This window comes from Dokdonia pacifica (genome assembly GCF_900188275.1).
GTDB lineage: Bacteria > Bacteroidota > Bacteroidia > Flavobacteriales > Flavobacteriaceae > Dokdonia > Dokdonia pacifica.
Genome location: NZ_FZNY01000001.1, coordinates 1,011,109 through 1,030,790 on the forward strand (window position 1 = coordinate 1,011,109; position 19,682 = coordinate 1,030,790).

Annotated in this window: 15 protein-coding genes and 1 tRNA gene; 11 read left to right on the forward strand and 5 right to left on the reverse strand. The window is 34.8% G+C overall.

Features of this window, described 5'->3' with window-relative positions; all coding sequences use genetic code 11:
• Window positions 1-71 precede the first annotated feature (71 nt).
• Genes hemE through hemF form a run of 4 tightly spaced genes read left to right on the forward strand, consistent with a single transcriptional unit; the run spans window position 72 to window position 3,282 of the window.
• A complete protein-coding gene (gene hemE, locus CHB80_RS04460; RefSeq protein WP_089370216.1) occupies window positions 72-1,103 on the forward strand; it encodes a uroporphyrinogen decarboxylase in 1,032 nt (343 codons plus the stop codon).
• A gap of 28 nt (window positions 1,104-1,131) precedes the next feature.
• On the forward strand, window positions 1,132-1,593 hold the full coding sequence (locus tag CHB80_RS04465; protein WP_089370217.1) for a DUF6973 domain-containing protein: 462 nt from the start codon (window positions 1,132-1,134) through the stop codon (window positions 1,591-1,593).
• On the forward strand, window positions 1,586-2,365 hold the full coding sequence (locus CHB80_RS04470; protein ID WP_089370218.1) for an EI24 domain-containing protein: 780 nt from the start codon (window positions 1,586-1,588) through the stop codon (window positions 2,363-2,365). The genes CHB80_RS04465 and CHB80_RS04470 overlap by 8 nt, the downstream gene beginning before the upstream one ends.
• 14 nt (window positions 2,366-2,379) lie before the next feature.
• Window positions 2,380-3,282 carry an oxygen-dependent coproporphyrinogen oxidase gene (gene hemF, locus CHB80_RS04475; protein ID WP_089370219.1) on the forward strand — a complete coding sequence of 301 codons (903 nt, stop codon included), beginning with the start codon at window positions 2,380-2,382 and terminating at the stop codon, window positions 3,280-3,282.
• A gap of 2 nt (window positions 3,283-3,284) precedes the next feature.
• Here hemF and CHB80_RS04480 read toward each other — a convergent pair whose 3' ends face one another.
• Window positions 3,285-5,960, reverse strand: a complete 2,676-nt coding sequence (locus CHB80_RS04480) for a DEAD/DEAH box helicase family protein (RefSeq protein ID WP_229746873.1) — start codon at window positions 5,958-5,960, stop codon at window positions 3,285-3,287.
• Window positions 5,961-6,027: 67 nt separating this feature from the next.
• Here CHB80_RS04480 and hemB point away from each other — a divergent pair, with 67 nt between their 5' ends.
• Both hemB and CHB80_RS04490 read left to right on the forward strand, forming a co-directional pair.
• Window positions 6,028-7,017 carry a porphobilinogen synthase gene (gene hemB, locus CHB80_RS04485; RefSeq protein ID WP_089370220.1) on the forward strand — a complete coding sequence of 330 codons (990 nt, stop codon included), beginning with the start codon at window positions 6,028-6,030 and terminating at the stop codon, window positions 7,015-7,017.
• A gap of 1 nt (window position 7,018) precedes the next feature.
• On the forward strand, window positions 7,019-7,432 hold the full coding sequence (locus CHB80_RS04490; protein ID WP_089370221.1) for a c-type cytochrome: 414 nt from the start codon (window positions 7,019-7,021) through the stop codon (window positions 7,430-7,432).
• A gap of 55 nt (window positions 7,433-7,487) precedes the next feature.
• Here CHB80_RS04490 and CHB80_RS04495 read toward each other — a convergent pair whose 3' ends face one another.
• Entirely contained in the window at window positions 7,488-8,096 is a 609-nt protein-coding gene (locus CHB80_RS04495; protein WP_089370222.1) for a superoxide dismutase, read from the reverse strand.
• 324 nt (window positions 8,097-8,420) lie between these two features.
• On the opposite strand from CHB80_RS04495, the gene CHB80_RS04500 reads away from it, so the two are divergent.
• The 5 genes from CHB80_RS04500 (at window position 8,421) to CHB80_RS04520 (ending at window position 18,141) form a co-directional block, all read left to right on the forward strand.
• On the forward strand, window positions 8,421-11,579 hold the full coding sequence (locus CHB80_RS04500; protein WP_089370223.1) for a UvrD-helicase domain-containing protein: 3,159 nt from the start codon (window positions 8,421-8,423) through the stop codon (window positions 11,577-11,579).
• A gap of 30 nt (window positions 11,580-11,609) precedes the next feature.
• Entirely contained in the window at window positions 11,610-12,806 is a 1,197-nt protein-coding gene (kbl, locus tag CHB80_RS04505) for a glycine C-acetyltransferase (RefSeq protein ID WP_089370224.1), read from the forward strand.
• A 115-nt stretch (window positions 12,807-12,921) separates the two neighbouring features.
• Window positions 12,922-14,328, forward strand: coding sequence for an OmpA family protein (locus CHB80_RS04510; RefSeq protein WP_089370225.1), 1,407 nt, complete (start codon window positions 12,922-12,924; stop codon window positions 14,326-14,328).
• 113 nt (window positions 14,329-14,441) lie between these two features.
• Entirely contained in the window at window positions 14,442-17,162 is a 2,721-nt protein-coding gene (locus tag CHB80_RS04515) for a PD-(D/E)XK nuclease family protein (protein WP_089370226.1), read from the forward strand.
• Window positions 17,163-17,244: 82 nt separating this feature from the next.
• Window positions 17,245-18,141 (forward strand): DUF7738 domain-containing protein, encoded by an 897-nt coding sequence (locus CHB80_RS04520; RefSeq protein WP_089370227.1) that lies wholly within the window; start codon window positions 17,245-17,247, stop codon window positions 18,139-18,141.
• 19 nt (window positions 18,142-18,160) lie between these two features.
• Here the strand turns inward: CHB80_RS04520 and CHB80_RS04525 are convergent, their stop codons facing one another.
• From CHB80_RS04525 to CHB80_RS04535, 3 genes are all read right to left on the reverse strand, one after another.
• Complete coding sequence (locus CHB80_RS04525; protein WP_089370228.1) at window positions 18,161-18,625, reverse strand: JAB domain-containing protein; 465 nt, start codon at window positions 18,623-18,625, stop codon at window positions 18,161-18,163.
• Window positions 18,626-18,728: 103 nt separating this feature from the next.
• Window positions 18,729-18,802, reverse strand: a tRNA-Ala gene (locus CHB80_RS04530).
• 40 nt (window positions 18,803-18,842) lie between these two features.
• Window positions 18,843-19,640: a universal stress protein gene (locus tag CHB80_RS04535; protein WP_089370229.1), complete on the reverse strand. Its 798-nt coding sequence runs from the start codon at window positions 19,638-19,640 to the stop codon at window positions 18,843-18,845.
• Window positions 19,641-19,682: the final 42 nt, after the last annotated feature.

Sequence of the window (19,682 nt, forward strand, 5' to 3'; positions counted from 1 at the left end):
GAGCGCAGTCGAGAGGACAATAAATAGAATATTATTTTAGTTCTCGACTGCGCTCGAACAGACAAAATGCTATGAGCACACTGAAAAACGATTTATTTTTAAGGGCCTTAAATGGAGAAACTGTAGAGCGTCCTCCTGTATGGATGATGCGTCAAGCTGGAAGATATCTTCCTGAGTTTATGGAAATCAAAGCCAAGTATGATTTCTTTACACGCTGCCAAACTCCTGAATTAGCTAGTGAAATTACGGTACAACCCATACGTCGTTATGGAATGGACGCCGCTATTTTATTTTCTGATATTCTAGTGATCCCACAAGCCATGAATATTGATGTAGAAATGAAACCAAACATAGGGCCTTGGTTACCTAATCCTATTCGATCTGCAAAAGATGTAGAACAGGTGATTGTTCCAGATATTCAGGAGACATTAGGATATGTAATGGATGCTATCAAAATGACCAAAGAAAAACTCAATGATGAAATCCCATTGATTGGTTTTGCTGGAAGTCCGTGGACAATCCTTTGCTATTGTGTACAAGGGCAGGGTTCAAAAAACTTTGATAAAGCTAAAGAGTTTTGTTTTACACAACCATTGGCTGCTCATACATTATTACAAAAAATTACAGATACCACCATTGCGTATCTTAAAGAAAAAGTTAAAGCAGGTGTAAATGCCGTACAAGTATTTGATAGCTGGGGAGGCATGCTCTCTCCTGAAGATTATCAAACATTTTCATGGCAATACATCCAGCAAATTATAGATGCGCTTAAAGAAGAATCTCCAGTAATTGCTTTTGGAAAAGGATGCTGGTTTGCTCTAGACACGATGGCAAAATCTGGCGCATCGGCATTAGGTGTAGATTGGACCGTAAGTGCTCGTAATGCACGTTATTTAACAGGTGGAAATATTACATTACAAGGTAATTTTGATCCAACCCGATTATTTTCACCTCCTAACGAAATCAAACGCATGGTTACTGAGATGATTCGCGCCTTTGGAAAAGACAAATACATTGTAAACTTAGGACATGGTATTTTACCAAATGTGCCATTAGAAAATGCTGGTGCCTTTATAGAAGCTGTAAAAGAGTACAAAGAATAGTGTGAATCTCAATAAGGTCATAAAATCAATGGATTTTAAGCAACTCTGGAGTCTTGCAGGGTTTTGCTTAAGACATCCATTGTATGTGATTCCAACGTATACAGCCACTCGTAAAACAGTTAAAATTTGTGATCAAAAATTTGGAAAAGCACATCATAAAAATGGTCGTGCTAATGCATTTAGACATGCATTATGGAATGTCCTTATTATTCATAGATGTAAACGATGGTCTTCTATAGAAAAAGCTGTTTCATGGGCAAAGCGTATCACCGACTGGCATGAAGATTTTTCTATAAATGAACCCTTAGCAAGAGCTATGGATTTACATAATAATCATATAGGGCGTACCTTTGTTATGAAACACAAAGAGGCAAGCGAAAGCCAACTCGTACAATTGGTTATGGTATTGATTCCGCTTTCGCGAAAAATTACCACCATAGAACAAATGCAGGAACATCCTAATACATTAACACATATAGAAGATGATTAAAGGTATTCTTAACGGACTTAAAACCTACGGTAATTCTTTTGGACTTGTTACCAAACTTGGTCTTTGGAAATATTTTGCCATTCCTATGGTTATTAGTTTACTCACAGCGACTATTATCATAGTTTCTGCCTATGGCCTTTCTGATAATATTGGCCATTGGATTGCTGGAATTTGGCCTTGGGAATGGGGTGCAAGTGTTTTTGAAGGAGTTGCAAGTTTTATTGGAGGAGCTATCATTATTGTTGTTGGGTTTATACTTTATAAGCACATTGTCATGGCACTAAGTGCCCCTTTTATGAGTCCTGTATCTGAAAAAATTGAAGCTCACATATTGGGATCAAACCATGCGCATACCAATACAAGTTTTAGTGCTCAATTATGGCGAGGTATTCGAATAAATGTGCGTAACCTTGGCATGGAACTGCTCTTAACAATTCCTATATTGTTAGTCGGTTTAATTCCTATTATTGGTCTTGTTTCGACAGTGCTTTTATTTTTAATGCAAGCCTATTATGCTGGTTTTGGTAATATGGATTATACCTTAGAACGTCATTATGACTATGATAAAAGTATTCAGTTTGTTAGAAAAAATAAAGGACAAGCGATAGGAAATGGCATTGTTTTTATGCTGTTTTTATTAATTCCAATTGTAGGAGTTATTCTTGTATTACCGCTCTCTGTAACTGCAGCGACAGTACAAACCGTCGATTTATTAGATCCTGAAATGAAGCAACAACTCCCTACATCTCAAGAAAACAAAAAACTCTCTTAAGCAGTAAATATCTTATGAAAGATCAATTTGTATCTTATATTAAAAACTTACAAGACACCATTACAACAGCTATAGAAACTATAGATGGTAAAGCTACCTTCCAAGAAGATATATGGAAACGTCCTGAAGGTGGTGGTGGTCGCACTCGTGTGATTGAAAACGGGAATGTATTTGAAAAAGGAGGTGTTAATATTTCTCAGGTACACGGCGAGTTGCCCGTAACCATGCAAAACTATTTTGGTGTAAAAGACGCAAACTTCTTTGCCTGCGGATTGTCTCTTGTGTTACATCCTAAAAGCCCAATGGTACCCACCGTGCATGCTAATTGGCGTTATTTCGAAATGTATAACAAAGAAGGGGAGATTGTAGATCAATGGTTTGGTGGAGGTCAAGATTTGACGCCATATTATCTTTTTGACGAAGACGCTATTCATTTTCATATGGTATGTAAAAATGCCTGTGATGCTCACAATGCCGAATTTTATCCAAAATATAAAGCACGTTGTGACGAGTATTTTTATAACGCACATCGCAATGAAGGTCGTGGTTTAGGCGGTCTCTTTTTTGATTACCTTAAAAAGACTGAAGAAACGACTATGCAAGATTGGTATAACTTTGTAACGACCGTTGGTGATAGCTTTCTAGAAGCCTATATGCCAATAGTGGAACGTAGGAAAAATACCGCTTTCGCGAAAGCACAAAAAGACTGGCAAGAAGTACGTCGTGGGCGTTATGTAGAATTTAATTTGGTACATGACAAAGGCACTTTATTTGGCCTTAAAACCAATGGCCGTATTGAAAGTATCTTAATGAGTCTTCCTCCGGTAGTACAATGGAAATACGACCATCATCCAGAAGAAGGAAGTGAAGAAGCTAGACTTCTAGAAGTATTAAAAAACCCAAAAGAGTGGGTGTAGCATCACTTCCAAATAGCAGCTGTTTTTGTTTTAAAACCGCCTTCTGTATTTAAATAGTGAAACCGAGCTTTTAATAGTTTTTTGCGACCCTCTTTACTCCTCGTATATAGTAAAGAAGCTTTCCCTTTATACCTCATCCAGTGTCTTAAAAAAAGAGTAGCATCCTTCTTATGTTCTGAAAAAATAGAGGGAACACCGTAATATTTTGGGAAACCAAAAGTCTTTTGCAGTCCCTCAAATTCTTTAATCATATATCTTGGGTTATCAATGCTTTGAACAATCTCTTCAAGACTATTTACAAATAAGACTTCTTCTTTCACTGTGGCACCACTTATAAAACATGTCACCTCTGTATGATCTATTTTTTGGACATCAAGCGTCACTTTTGAAAAAGGAGTTGTGATTAATCGTTTCTCATACATAGCATGTAGTAACGCTTCGCCTATTTTATAAAGTGCTCTATCTACCTGACCATATCTTAAAAACAATAATAACGCTTTATACATTTTTGGAAAATAGCCTATAAAAACACCTAAAGCAACAACTAAAAATAATAAAGCTACCTCTCTAGGTAACACATTACTTAAGAGTACAATATATAATAGCACACATATAACAAGGAGTAATACTTCAATTACTATAAACTCTATTACTTTTCTAAAATATACTTTTTGCGTTTTATACCTTGTTGTATCTTTCTCTTTTATAGTTTCATTAAAATTCAGTTTTAATTCTCTTACAAGAATAGTACCCGAAGCAATGGCCTGATCCCAGCGTACCTTTATTTGTTCTCGTTGTTTTGCGATAGAAAACATATTTTCATTAAGACGATTTGTATTAAAATCATTCTTCGGAAGCCCAAATCGATCGGGGCCATTTTCTACATACGACGGCCCTTGTAATGAGACTCCACAAAAAGCATCAAACCTATTATATAGTTTCTTTACATCTTCTCCTCCATCAGCAACTGTAGGATCTATGCAAGCTAGATGCCATACAGAAGCTATTTTATCAGGATGTTTAGGATATATGCGTATTGCCCTGCCTCGCATCTGGTTAGACATCACAAAAGAACCTACGTATGAAGCTAGCACTAGTGTATTAATAGCGGGTGCGTCCCATCCTTCTCCCAATAGTGATGTGGTGCCTATTAGAATCTCTATATGACCTTTAGTAAATAAAGCTGTGATAACACTTACTATATGACTTTTCCCTTTTTCTTTAGGCTTCAATATTAAAAAATCAGTATCACCAAGAGGAGATAACGTATAATAATCTTCAGGAATTTCACTTGCAATATGCGCTCGTAAACGATCATGAACAATTACTAAAGTGCCTGTAAGAACGGCTAGTTTTTCTTGTCTGTTTGCAGCTTGCCATCTTTCTGGGTCTGGCGCCAGAGAAGCTCGCAAATAATGAAATATAGGTACAACCCCTAGTTTGTTGATAGTGGGCAAATCTTCTTCTGCAATAGATTCTAGAAATTCTTTACGTATATAATCTGCAAGAACAACCGCTCGTAATTTATTTTTTAATTGCCTCGCTTCAAAAGTAATAATCTCTTGTATGCTTTTTAATTTATTTGGGCTTTGCGTTAATGAGGTGTATAATTCTTTATTACCTTCTAAACGTAATTGTTGTTTATCAAAAGCGCCTATTTTACGTAAGGTATTCTCTATGCTTTTTAAAAGCTTTTCATGTTTAGAAAATGATTCCCGATCTATCACTAGTACCGATTGCAATAAAACTTCTAGCCAAGAATACGTCAAGGGTGGTATCGCAATAATTTCAGTTTCTATACCTAACAATGCTACTTTTCCAGGTAAAATATCTGTTTTTGCAGCATTTAAGTATATAAGAATTGCTGCATACACATCAGGTTGCTCATAGATAGTTTCTAATACCGTATCTGTTTGTGCATAAAAAGGATGCTCTAAAACAAACGCTTTAAAAGAAGTATCAACAAGAAGTTGTTGTACAAAGGCATCTACTTTTTTACGAAATGCCTCAATATATTCCATTTGAGCATTATCGGGCTCAGAAAAATGAATATAATCCTGATGCGGACACAAATTCCCTTCTTTTACTAATTCTGGAACACCTATCTCTACATCAATAGGACCACATAATTCAAAATACTTTTTGATTTCTCGTTGCGAACTATCATATGGCGGTGTTGCCGTAAGAGCAATCAAGGAGCAATCTGGTAATGCTTTTAGAGCAAAAAGAGGTTTCCACCATTCGTTTTTAAGGTGGTGTGCTTCGTCTAATACGATGTTTTTTATACCCGCTTTCGCGAAAAAAGCCACAAGCTTCTCCCCATCTCCTTCCATTTCATTTTTAAAAAATGCGTGTAATGACTGATACGTTGAAAACGTAATATGTGCGGGCTGTTTCATATTTCGCGAAAGCGGAATATCACACGTTTCCTTATCCACATAACACTCAAACATACGCTCTTCCCACTGATTACGTATAGTCAATGTAGGAGCAAATACGATGGTCTTTTGATCAACCCGACGCATCATTTCTAACCCTAGCACCGTTTTTCCAGAACCAGGAGGCGCTACAACATGTAAATGAAGGTCTTTAAAATGAATATCAAACCCTTCTAAAAAACGACGTTGATAGCTACGCCAAGCGTATTTAAACTGAAAGGTTTTTTGTAATGATATCAAACTACAGACTCGGTTTTTAATTTGGTAAATTTGTAATCCTAAAAAGAATAGCAAAATACAGTATTTTATGTATCCATTACGAAGAAATCGTAGATTAAGAACATCAGAGGCTATCCGTAGTCTTGTACGTGAAACTATTATTACACCAAACGACTTTATTGTACCGCTTTTTGTCGTAGAGGGTTCTGGGATTAAAGAAGAAATCCCTTCAATGCCTAATTATTACAGACAGAGTTTAGATCTTCTTGGAAAAGAAGTAAAAGAGCTTTGGGCAATGGGACTCAAATCTGTGTTGTTATTTGTAAAGGTGCATGACCATTTAAAAGACAATGCAGGAACTGAAGCTATAAATCCTGATGGACTCATGCAACGCGCTATTAAGACAGTAAAAGATGCCTGTCCTGACATGTTGGTTATGACCGATGTTGCTTTAGATCCTTATTCAAGTTATGGACATGATGGTATTGTAGGGAATGGTGAAATTCTAAATGATGAGACCAATGTTGCGCTTGCTAAAATGGGACTTTCTCATGCGCAAGCTGGTGCTGATATTTTAGCACCAAGTGATATGATGGACGGTCGTATTTATGAAATGCGTACAACATTAGAAGAAGAAGGATTTCTCAACACAGGGATTATGAGTTATAGTGCAAAATATGCCTCTGCTTTTTATGGCCCTTTTAGAGATGCTTTAGATAGTGCTCCTGCAGATATCCAAGATGTTCCTAAAGATAAAAAGACCTACCAAATGGACTTTGCCAATCGTGATGAAGCAGTTAAGGAAACCCTTATGGATATTGAAGAAGGTGCCGATATTGTCATGGTAAAACCTGGGCTTGCCTATCTAGATATTGTACGTGATATTCGTGATGCTGTAGATGTTCCTGTGGCTGTGTATCAAGTAAGTGGGGAATATGCCATGTTGAAAGCTGCAGCGGCACAAGGTTGGTTAGATCACGATGCTGTCATGCTAGAACAAATAACCGCTATTAAAAGAGCGGGTGCACATATGATGGCAAGTTATTTTGCTAAAGACGTTGTAAAATTATTAGGATAACATGAAAGATAATACCGTACTTATATATGCGGTTACCCTCATAGGAATAGCACTGCTAAGTTATATTCTATGGAATCTTGATTATTCTCAACAACCTATTGAAGAACCAGTAGCGGTTAATAATAACTTTTGTGGCACTGTAGGTTTTAATACACATACGTCTTTAGGGAGAGAGGGAAGAGTTTTATTCAAGTCAAATTGCGCTGCTTGTCATAAATTATACAAACCAATGATGGGACCTGCCTTGTATGGATCTATGGAGAGATTTCCTTCTGATTCTATATTTCACGAATATATAAAAGGACAAAAAGTTCTAGACAGTCTAGAGCATAATGCATCTAAAAATATAAATTGGTTTCCACACTTAAGTCTTGAAGAAGCAAAAGCTTTAAGAGAATATATAAGTGTTCCATAAAAATATAAAGCCACTCATATGAGTGGCTTTATATTATCTATACAACAGTAATTTCTTACTTGTTTTTTGCATATTTTGAACTCACAACTTCCCAGTTAATTACATTAAAAAATGCATTGATATAATCTGGACGTCTGTTTTGGTAGTTTAAGTAATACGCATGCTCCCATACATCTACTCCTAAGATAGGAGTTCCTCCACATCCTACGCCTGGCATTAAACTATTATCTTGATTTGGAGTAGAGCAAACTTCTACTTTTCCTCCTTCATGTACACATAACCATGCCCATCCAGATCCAAATTGTGTGGCTGCTGCTTTTGAAAATGCATCTTTAAATGCTTCAAAGTTTCCATAGGCATCATTAATAGCATCTGCAAGTTCTCCAGAAGGTTCTCCTCCTCCATTTGGAGACATTACTTCCCAGAATAAACGGTGGTTATAAAAACCTCCTCCGTTATTGCGGACAGCTCCATTTGACATATCAAGATTTGTCAATATATTTTCTATTGTCTTTCCTTCCAAGTCTGTTCCTTCTATAGCAGCATTAAGCTTAGAAGTATATCCATTATGGTGTTTACTATGGTGAATCTCCATAGTACGTGCGTCTATATGTGGCTCTAATGCATCATATGCATAGTTCAGTTTTGGTAACTCAAATGACATATCTGTATAATTTTAAGTGAATAAATCGATTGCACACAAAGTTACGTAATAGTAAGAGCAATTAAAATGCTTATAGCTATAAATATCAAATCGCAGTATAGATAGTATTTATACCTTATATAAGCTTTGTTTATTAGCTCTTTTTAATCTTTTCAATAAAAATTTTATAAAATAAAGCAACCCTTTTGACATTCTTCCGTCTTTTGTATATGTAACGGTGTTGGTTTTAGTCGCATTCTTACATTTTAAGTTGGTTAGTTAGGTTTGTTTAGAAAAGCTACTCGCGTCTCGAGTAGCTTTTCTATCTTTATACCTCTATAATCAATGGTATCTTCAAACAGTTTAACGGTATTAAATGCTTCGGCGGGATCTGGAAAGACCTATAGTCTTGTAAAGGCGTATATCACTACGTTACTTATAAGCGAAAACTCTAATAAATACAGACAGCTTCTAGCGATTACTTTTACAAATAAAGCGGTCCAAGAGATGAAAGAGCGTATTTTAGAAACCTTATACGCTTTTAGTGTTTATAAAGATCAGGATGCTATTCCAGAGATGATGACTTCTATTTCTAAAGAGATAGAGGAATCCCCTATTACTATTGCTAAAAAAGCATCTCATATTTTAAATGCCATTTTGCACAATTATGCTGCCTTTGATGTTGTTACGATAGATACATTAACACATCGTATTTTAAGAACATTTTCTAAAGATCTTGAGATTTCTGGAAATTTTGAAGTGTCATTAGATACGAAAACACTACAAGCAAGAGCTGTAGATGCGCTTATAGATAGTGCTGGTCAGGATGAGCGTATTACAAATATTCTGGTAGAATTTGCATTGCAAAAGGCAGATGATGATAAAAGCTGGGATATTACTCGTGATCTTAATGAAATTGCTCAGTTACTTTCCAGTGAAAATGATGCTCCGTATGTCGCTCAATTACAATCTAAGACATTAGATGATTTTGACGCATTAAAGAAAGAGTTGCACCAGTTTGAAATTTCGCTTAAAGCGGGTATAGAACATAGCGCCAAAACACATATAGAACTCATACATAGTTTAGGCTTAGACGAAAATCACTTTTCAGGAAAATATTTTTATAACCATCTAGTTAAACTACAAGAAAATCCTCTGGAGGTAGATTATAAAGCAAAGTGGAAACAAGATATTGACAATTATACTTTTTATAAAAAAGCCGAAAAGCAACCTATAAAAGATGACATAGATAGTATTCGAGAACAGCTTATCATATGCTTTAAAGAGACTAAAAACCTATACTATAAACTTCAGTTGGTGATTGCTTTTACAAAAAAAGTAGTGCCCTTATCCGTATTACAACTCATTCATAAAGAACTTCAAAAGATTAAAGAAGATGAGAATATTCTATTAATCTCTGATTTTAATGCGTTGATTTATAAATCTCTTAGAGAGCAACCTGCTGCTTTTATTTATGAGCGTTTGGGAGAACGATATGCCAACTATTTTATAGATGAGTTTCAAGATACTTCTGTCGTGCAATGGCATAATTTAATTCCATTGGTAGATAGTGCCATCACAACAGAAACTAGAGATGCTGTTAAAAACAGTTTACTTTTAGTGGGAGACCCAAAACAAGCTATTTATAGATGGCGCGGAGGAAAAGCTGAGCAATTTATAGACCTTTCTAATGAAATACATCCTTTTTCTATAGAAAGTACTAGTGTGCAACAACTTGATACAAACTATAGGAGTTATTCGGAAATTATTCATTTTAACAACCGCTTTTTCACATACATTTCATCCTTTTTTAAAGATCCCACGTATACTTCTATCTACAAAACAGATAATAATCAAGCATTTAATCATAGAAAAGGAGGACTTGTTTCTTTACAATTTATAGAAGCAGAAACAGCTCAAGATGCAGATGAAATTTACCCAGCCGAAGTATTAAAAATTATTCATGAAGTAGTAGACCAAGGCTTTCTTAAAAGTGATATTTGTATCCTAACTCGGAGTAATAAACACGGGGCTCATATAGCACAATATCTAGCTGCAAATCAAATAAAAGTTGTTTCTTCAGAAAGCTTACTCATACATAGTGCTCCTTCCGTTAGGTTTGTACATGCTATTTTAGAATTACAATTACAGCCTAATACTCCTCAAATTACACTTAAGCTCCTTTCCTTTTTGGCTAATAGATTTCAGATTGAAGATACACATGACTTCTACAATCAATGGGCTAAAACTCCTACAGCAGATTTTCTGAAAAGCTTAGAAGAAAGACATATTTATTACTCGCCTTCCCTCTTTGAATCACTGAGTTTATATGAAGGTGTAGAATATATGATACGTGCTTTTCATCTTGAAAAGGAAGCAGATGCCTATTTGTTTGGATATCTTAATGCGATTTTTGAATACACACAACGCAATAATGGTGGTCTTATAGGTTTTTTAAACTACTGGGAAGAAAAGAAAGATACACTTAGTATTGTTGCACCTCCACAAAGTGATGCCATACAAATTATGAGTGTGCATAAATCAAAAGGGCTGGAGTTTGATATTGTAATTTATCCATATGCTGATTCAGAATTATATACACATCGTAACGAGCATCATTGGTATCCTACCAACGCTTCAGATTTTGCAGGATTTGAACACTTATTAATAGGACATAAAACAGATGTGTCATCCTATAGTAGTCATGGAGCAGTTTTATATGACGAACGGATCTCACAACAGCAATTTGATGCGGTTAACATTTTATATGTAGCCCTAACCAGAGCTATAGAACGGGTGTATGTCTTGTCACGCTTTCGCGAAAGCGCACTCAAAACAAATACCATTAGTGATCCAAAAACATTTAGTGATTTATTTATAGCCCATTTACATCAAGAAGGAATTTGGGAAGGGCCTGAAAAACCATATATATATGGAGAGGCATCTATTAAAGTTCAAAACGACATAGAAGACACCAAAAAAGTAGTGACCATTCCTTTCTTATCTTCTTCTAAAGAATCCCATAATATTCGCACCATAACCAAAGCAGGTTTTTTATGGAATGAAGAACGCCAAAATGCCATTGCATATGGAAATCTAATCCATGAGTTAATGGCAAAAATCATAGATCGTCAAGATATAGAGGATGCCGTTACAGAAGCTGTTTATGAAGGAATGATTACCGAAGATGAAAAAAATGCAGTAAAAGCTGTGCTCTCTAGTGTGGTAAATCATCCTGAATTACAACCGTACTTCTCTCGTGCAAATACGGTGTATAATGAACGGAAAATTCTTTCGGCCGATGGTACAATTCATATTCCTGATAGAATAGAGGTCCTTCCTGATGGAAGTGCGATTATAATGGATTATAAGACAGGAATTCCTTTAGAAAATCATGCTTATCAAATACAGCAATATGCCCAATTATTAAAGGAGATGGATATTGTTGTGAAACAATTATTCTTACTATACATAAATAAAGAAGTAACTATTATTAAGGTATAATAATCTATACATTTGCAAAAAACTAAAACCATGTACGGAAAAATACAAGAGCACTTACAAAATGAACTTGCGGCTATAAAAGAAGCAGGACTCTATAAAAAAGAACGCATTATTACATCTCCTCAGGATGCTGTAATTAAAATTTCGACAGGAGAAGAGGTGATTAACTTCTGTGCAAATAACTATTTAGGGCTATCATCAAATAAAGAAGTCATCCAAGCGGCAAAAGATGCTATGGATACTCATGGTTTTGGGATGAGCTCTGTACGTTTTATCTGTGGTACTCAAGATATACATAAAGAATTAGAACAAAAGATTGCAGATTTTTATGGCACGGAAGATACCATACTATATGCAGCAGCATTTGATGCAAATGGAGGTGTTTTTGAACCCTTATTAGGTAAAGAGGATGCTATTATTTCAGATTCTTTAAACCATGCTTCTATTATAGACGGAGTACGTTTATGTAAAGCTGCGCGCTATCGTTACCAAAACAATGACATGCAAGATCTTGAAGAACAGCTTATAAAAGCAAATGAAGCTGGGGCACGTCATAAAATTATTGTAACAGACGGAGTGTTTTCTATGGATGGGCTTGTCGCTCCTTTAGATGAAATCTGTGACCTAGCCGATAAGTATGATGCTTTAGTAATGATAGATGAGTGTCATGCTACAGGATTTATTGGTGAAACTGGTCGTGGGACTCTTGAAGAAAAAGGAGTCATGGGACGTATTGATATTATTACAGGGACTCTTGGAAAAGCAATGGGAGGTGCTATGGGAGGATATACAACTGCCAAAAAAGAAGTGATTGAAATTTTAAGACAACGTAGTAGACCTTATCTTTTTTCAAACTCTCTTGCACCAGCAATTGTAGGAGCATCTATTAAAGTATTTGAAATGTTAGGAAGTGACACTTCTTTACGCGATAAACTAGCAAAAAACACCACTTATTTTAAAAATGGGATGAAAAATGCAGGATTTGATATCATTGATGGTGATTCTGCTATTGTTCCTGTTATGCTATATGATGCAAAGCTTTCTCAACAAATGGCAGATGCATTATTAGAAGAAGGCATCTATGTTATAGGCTTCTTTTTTCCAGTGGTACCAAAGGGTAAAGCCCGTATACGTGTACAATTAAGTGCTGCCCACGAGGTAGAACATCTTGATAAAGCGATAGAAGCATTTACAAAAGTAGGAAAAGAATTAGGCGTTATTAATTAGCAAACTTTACACTATAGTCAATGCATTTTCTAAAATTTTAGTACTTTTATCTTTGTTGATTAGTTTTAACAACTTACTTTTGCTTTTAATTAACACTTAAAATTAAGAATAAACAATGAAACATCTTAGCAGATTTTTAGTTGCTTCGCTTCTGATCATGGTAATCGGATCGGTGAATGCACAAGACAAAAATAACCCTTGGGCAATTAGTGTCGGTGCCAATGCTATTGACACTTATCCTGTTGGGGACCGTGCTCGTCAAGCCGGAACAAATCTTGAAATTAGAGGAGGCGTATTTGAAGAATTTTATAATGTAAATGATCACTGGAATATCCTTCCATCTGTTTCTTATATTAACATTTCTAGATATGTTGGTGACGGATTTGTAGTTGGAGTAACTGGAACATTAAACAGAATTGATAAGTTAGGAGATTCTTCTCCAACAAATGAATTACAGCATTATGCTGTAGACGGTGCTGTTTCATATAGTCTTAAAGAAGTTATCGGAAGTACTTGGTTTGATCCATATTTATCAGTTGGAGCTGGTTATACTTGGTTAGATAGTGAATTAACAGGAGGAACTCCTGGTTTTGGAACTGCTAACGGAGGTGCTGGAGTTCGTTTCTGGTTATCTGAAAACTTTAACATAGGACTTCAGTCATTATATAAGCATGTATTCGAAGAAGAAACAGGACCTAAGCACTTTCAGCACTCTGCTTCTTTAGGATTCTCTTTTGGAGGTAAAGATACTGACGGAGACGGAATCTATGATAAAGATGATGCTTGTCCAGAAGTTGCAGGTATTCCTGAATTTGATGGGTGTCCTGATTCTGACGGAGATGGTATCCAAGATTCTAAAGATGCTTGTCCTACTGTAGCTGGTTCAGCTGAATTTGAAGGATGTCCTGATACTGACGGAGACGGAATTCCTGATCCTAAGGATGCTTGTCCTACTGTAGCTGGTGTTGCTGCTTTAGGTGGATGTCCAGATGCTGATAGCGATGGAATCAAAGATTCTGATGATGGTTGTCCAAACGAGGCTGGTCCACGTGCTAACAACGGATGTCCTTACCAAGATAAAGATGGTGACGGTGTATTAGATAAAGATGATGATTGTCCAGATGTTGCAGGTACTGTAGCAAACAATGGATGTCCTGAAGTATCTGTAGAAGTTCTTAACGATCTTAACGTACAGTTCAAATCAGTTCTTTTTGATTACAACGCAGCTAGTGTTCGTGCAGAATCTCACGCAACTCTTGATAATGTAGCAAAAATCATGAAAGAATATCCTACGACTCGTTTCTTAATTGAAGGTCATACGGATGATAGAGGACGTGATGCTTATAACTTAAACCTTTCTAACGAAAGAGCAGCTTCAGTTAAAAACTATTTAACTAGTCATGGTATTGATGCTTCTCGTTTAGAGTCTAAAGGTTTTGGTGAGTCTCAACCAATCGCTTCTAACAAAACTGCTGCTGGGCGTCAAGAAAACAGACGTGTACAGCTTTCTATCCTTAAGTAATAGAAAAACAAACATATATTATAAAAAGCCTTGCTCACGCAAGGCTTTTTTATTTTCCTTAATTTATTCTAGGACAATGCTCCATTTATAGAATAAGTGATTATTTTAGATACATGCAATCATTTATAGAAGATGTTATCACTAAATGCATTGAAGAGCTAGACTCCCTTTCTTCTGTTGCTTTTATTGTACCTAGTAGACGTGCGGGTAGTTTCCTTCGTAATCGTATTGCACTACATTTAGAAAAATCTATTTTCTCTCCAGAAATATATAGTATTGAAGAGTTTATAGAATACCTTTCTGGTTTAAAACAAGCTTCACAAACTGATCAAATATTTGCTCTATATCAGGCATACTTAAAAATAACACCTCCTAAAGAAAAAGAATCGTTCTCTATTTTTTACGGATGGGCACAAACGATATTAAGTGATTTTAATGAAATAGATAGATATCTTGTAGATCACTCTTCCTTTTTTGATTATTTGAGCGCTATACAAGATTTAAATCATTGGTCTAAAGAAAAAGACGCAACCTCTCTAATTAAGAATTACCTTAAATTCTGGAAATTACTTCCTGAGTATTATGCGCATTTCACCTCAATATTACTTGAAGCAAATACGGCACACCAAGGACTTATTTATAGAAAAGCAGCAGAAGACATAGAATATTATATTCATAATAACGAACATAAAAAGCATGTGTTTTTAGGATTTAATGCCTTAAACACTTCTGAACAACATCTTATTCAGGCTCTTTTAGCAACAGGGAATACTAAAATTTATTGGGATGCTGAGTCGCATTTTATGGACAATAAGGCACATGAAGCTTCTCTTTTTATGAGGGAGCACATAAAAACATGGCCCTATTTTAAATCAAACCCTTTTGAAACGGTATACACTCACTATAATGAACAAAAGGAAATTACTATTACAGAAGTCACACAAGGACTACAACTTGCCAAATATGTAGGCCATCTTCTTTCTTCTTACACAAAAGAACAATTAAATGAAACTGTTCTAGTATTAGGAGATGAATCCCTTTTATTGCCCATTATTAATGCCCTTCCTAAAAACATTAAGAATATTAATGTCACTATGGGAATTCCATTACGACAAACACCTCTTGCCTCTTTATTTGAGCATTTTTTTATACTCAAAAAAGAACACAACCAAAAAGGGTTCTATTATAAAAACGTAATTACATTATTACAACAACCAATTATTCAAAAGCTTCTTCTAGATCAATCGTCGTTGATTATTACTGCGATTCAACAATCAAATAGTATTTATATCAATACGGACGATTTAAAAGAAATGACAAACACAAATGAGCTTCCCGAATCTCTTATCGTGCTATTCAATATTTGGGAAGACAACCCCGTAAAAGCTATTAAAAATTGCCTAGCACTTATACAATTACTTAAAAACACATTAGATCCTGTTGAAGATGCGCTTAACTTAGAATACTTATTTGGTTTTCATAAAGCATTCAACAAACTAGTAACATTAAATAATACACATACGTATATAGAAGACATTCCTACATTTATACGATTTTATAGAGATACCATATCTTCAGAGACTATAGATCTACAAGGAGATCCTCATCAAGGGTTACAAATCATGGGAATGTTAGAATCTCGCCTTTTAGATTTTAAACATGTAATTGTCACTTCGCTTAATGAAGGTATTTTACCTGCCGGGAAAAGCAGTAATTCATATATTCCGTATGACTTAAAGTACATGCATAAATTACCTACTTACCAGGAAAAAGATGCTGTATATGCCTATCATTTTTATCGTTTACTACATAGATCTGAAGATATTCATCTTATATATACTTCGGCAACAGAAGGTGTAGGCGCTACAGAAAAAAGTCGTTTTATATTACAATTAGAACTAGAAAATACACATACTATTCATCATGAAGTAGCCACGCCTGCAGTGACTATGACTACACTCCCAACGCACGCAATCACAAAGACCGATACTGTTATTGAAACACTTAAAGGATTATTTGCGTCTGGATTGTCACCATCGGCATTAGGAACCTATTTACGCAATCCTTTAGAGTTTTATTATAAGTATGTGTTAGGCATTAAAGAACTGGATGAAGTAGAAGAAATTGTGGCTGCCAATACCATGGGAACTATCATTCATGATGCGTTAGAGTTTTTGTATAAACCTTATGTAAATACGGTATTAACGGTAGCCCATATTGATACCATGCTTTCAAAAATAACGCCGGTGATCAAAGCACAATTTGATCTTATTTTTAAAAGCATGAATCTTTCTAAAGGAAAGAACTTAATTATCTATGAGGTGATACAACGCTATCTTATTAATTTTTTGGCTTTTGAGAAACAATGCATTCAAAAAGGGGATCAGATACGTATTATACAGTTAGAACAACAACTACAAACTTCTTTACAGCACACACCACTTCCTTTTGCCACAGTTTTAAAAGGAACCGCTGATCGTATTGAGATTCGAAACAATGAAGTACGCATTATTGATTATAAATCTGGAAGTGTAGATCGAGGTGATCTGGTGATTAAGGAATGGGAAGATTTACTAGCTGCTGAAGGCAAACGCGAAAAAGCATTTCAAGTACTATTATACACCTACATGCTTTATAAATCTGGCGATATTACCTTTCCTGCAAAAGCGGGGATTATTTCCTTTAAACGTCTTAAAAACGGCTTTATGCCTTTTAAATTCCAAAGAGATAGTGATATCACAGAAGAGACTTTGCTAGAATTTGAAAAGATCTTAGTACAATTAATCAGTGAAATTGGAAGTCAGGAGTTTGTTTTTGAGGAATACAAAACTTAATAAAGGAATCGTTTAGCTGAAAGTAAGACAGCCATACATCACCTTGAAGAAGTAACCAAAAAGAATCTTGAAAAATTTAAAGATGAAATTGAAAATATTCAACCCCCTCCTTCTAATCAGTAGTGTTTTTCTTTTTTTTATTTGTTGCAAGACTAATGATATTGCCAAAATAAAAAACGATTCACAATTTTCACTAACAGTAGATAACTGTTCCATTACAAAAGATAATAGTAATTTAAAAATTGGTGAAAATATTCAAGAATGGGTTAATACTCTAGGCAGATATGATCGTGTAAAATATGCTGAAATAGGTGTTCCCTTTTTTTCAAGGAGAGATAGTATTTATGTCTGGGACTCTTTAGGTATTACCGTTATTTCTAGTCCTGATAAAAATGAAAGCTGGAATGTTTCAGACATTTTCATTTTTTTCACTAATCCAAATGTTTCTGGAGTTAATAAACAAAAACTATACTTTAATGATTTAGAAAATACTCTTAAAGATATATATAAAGATTCTCCAGATTTAATAAAAGAAACTGAAAATGCTTTTAATGAATATGCAGAAGAAGATACAAAAAAGAAGAATCGAGAATTATTGATGAAAATTAAAAATGATTCAGAAAATCTATCAAAATACTTTTATCCAAAATCTGCATTTAAAGGAAATGTTGTGATGTATGATGTTAATTTAAATAACCAAACATCAATAATGGAGATAAATAAAAATTCGAAGAATAATAATCTTCCATTGATTGCATATAAATCAAAAGATATTTATCCTAATCTTATATCTGATTTAAAATTAGTTAAATACTATACAGATGAAGAATATAAAAAAGATATAAATTATAATAAAACAGATATATCTATTAATGGACACTACGGTTTAATTAAGAACTCTATGGATTTAATAAACAATATTGTAGTCAATAATAATAGAGTAGAATTTATTACAATCTCATCGCATACTTGTAACTGATTAAGGTCTTCCTAAATTTTTAAAATGGTTTTAGGCCATTGTCAGCAAATGAAAAATAATCATCATTAGTTAAGATGATATGATCTAAAACTTTTAGATCAAGATACTTTCCACCAAGGTCTAGTTTTTCTGTAAGCGCAATATCGCTTTTGCTAGCTTGCAAGTTACCTGACGGATGATTATGCCCTAATATAATTGCACAGGCTCGTGCTTTTAATGCGCTTACAAAAACAAGTTTTGGATCAACAAGCGTACCTAATACACCACCTTGGGAGAGTGTCACAATTCCCATACATTGATTGTTACGATCAAGAAGTAATATTTTAAACTTTTCAAATAGATTAATCGTTAAATCATTCCAATTTTCACGAAATAATTGATATGCTGACGAAGAACTAGAAACCTTCGGGCGATCACTTGCTCGAACCTTACCTTTATAATGAAGGGATATTTCGCTGATGTTAGTTTTGAATTTGCTAGTCATGCAAGAATAATGGCAGAAAATTCAAATAAGAAAATGCACAATAATGCGTGCAAATAAAAAATTAAAAAAGCTTCACATTTCTGTGAAGCCTTGTTATTACTAGTGGAGAAGATGGGGCTCGAACCCACGACCTTTTGACTGCCAGTCAAGCGCTCTAGCCAGCTGAGCTACATCCCCAAAACATCTTGTATATGTTTTCGCGAAAGCGTATACAAAATTAATCTTCCTGTACTCGTAAAATAAGAAGTGGTTTTGTAGTATAGAAATCTCTCTTTAATACAGCATTGGCTTCCCATAATTTCTTAAAGAACCCTCGTTTTCTTCGTACCACACAAATCATATCTGGTTCTACAGATTGATAATGCTCTAAAACACCTTGGTATGTTGTTGCATTTTTGGTTTGTGTATAGGAAGCACTTATTCTTTTTAATTTTCCACTTACTTCTAACATTTCTGAAGTGTTCTCAGGTGTCTCCACATGAAGAAGGTGTACTTCGCTATTAAAGTAATTTTGTATTTTATATAAAGGCTCCAATAGTTTTTTCTTAGCAAATTTTCCATTTTTAAAAGCCATCAATATCTTTTCAGGTACTTTAAAAACTTCATTTTCTGGAACAACAAGTACAGGAATATTAGTATCCTTTACTAGTTTGCCAGAGGTTTTACCAAGATATACCTCATCTCTTTGTGAGTTACTTCGTGGAGATAACACCATTAAATCTACAGGAACATGACTGTTAAAACGTTTTACGCCTTCTAGAATTTCACCTTTAATTGGGTGTGCAATCACAGAAACCTCTTTTTTATCTACGGTATTAAGTACTTCGGTAATACGATTTTCAGACTCTTCTTTAAGTAGCGTATTTACTTTAGACATACCACCTACTCTAGAAAACTCCTGAAAAACAGAAATCACATATACATTTGCATCAATCTTTTCTGCTAGATCAATGGCATATTGTAAAGTAGTAATGGCACCATTAGATGAACCTATAGGAACTAGTATATTTTTCATAGAATAAGGCTTATTTTAGCTAATTATAAAGCAAAAATACTT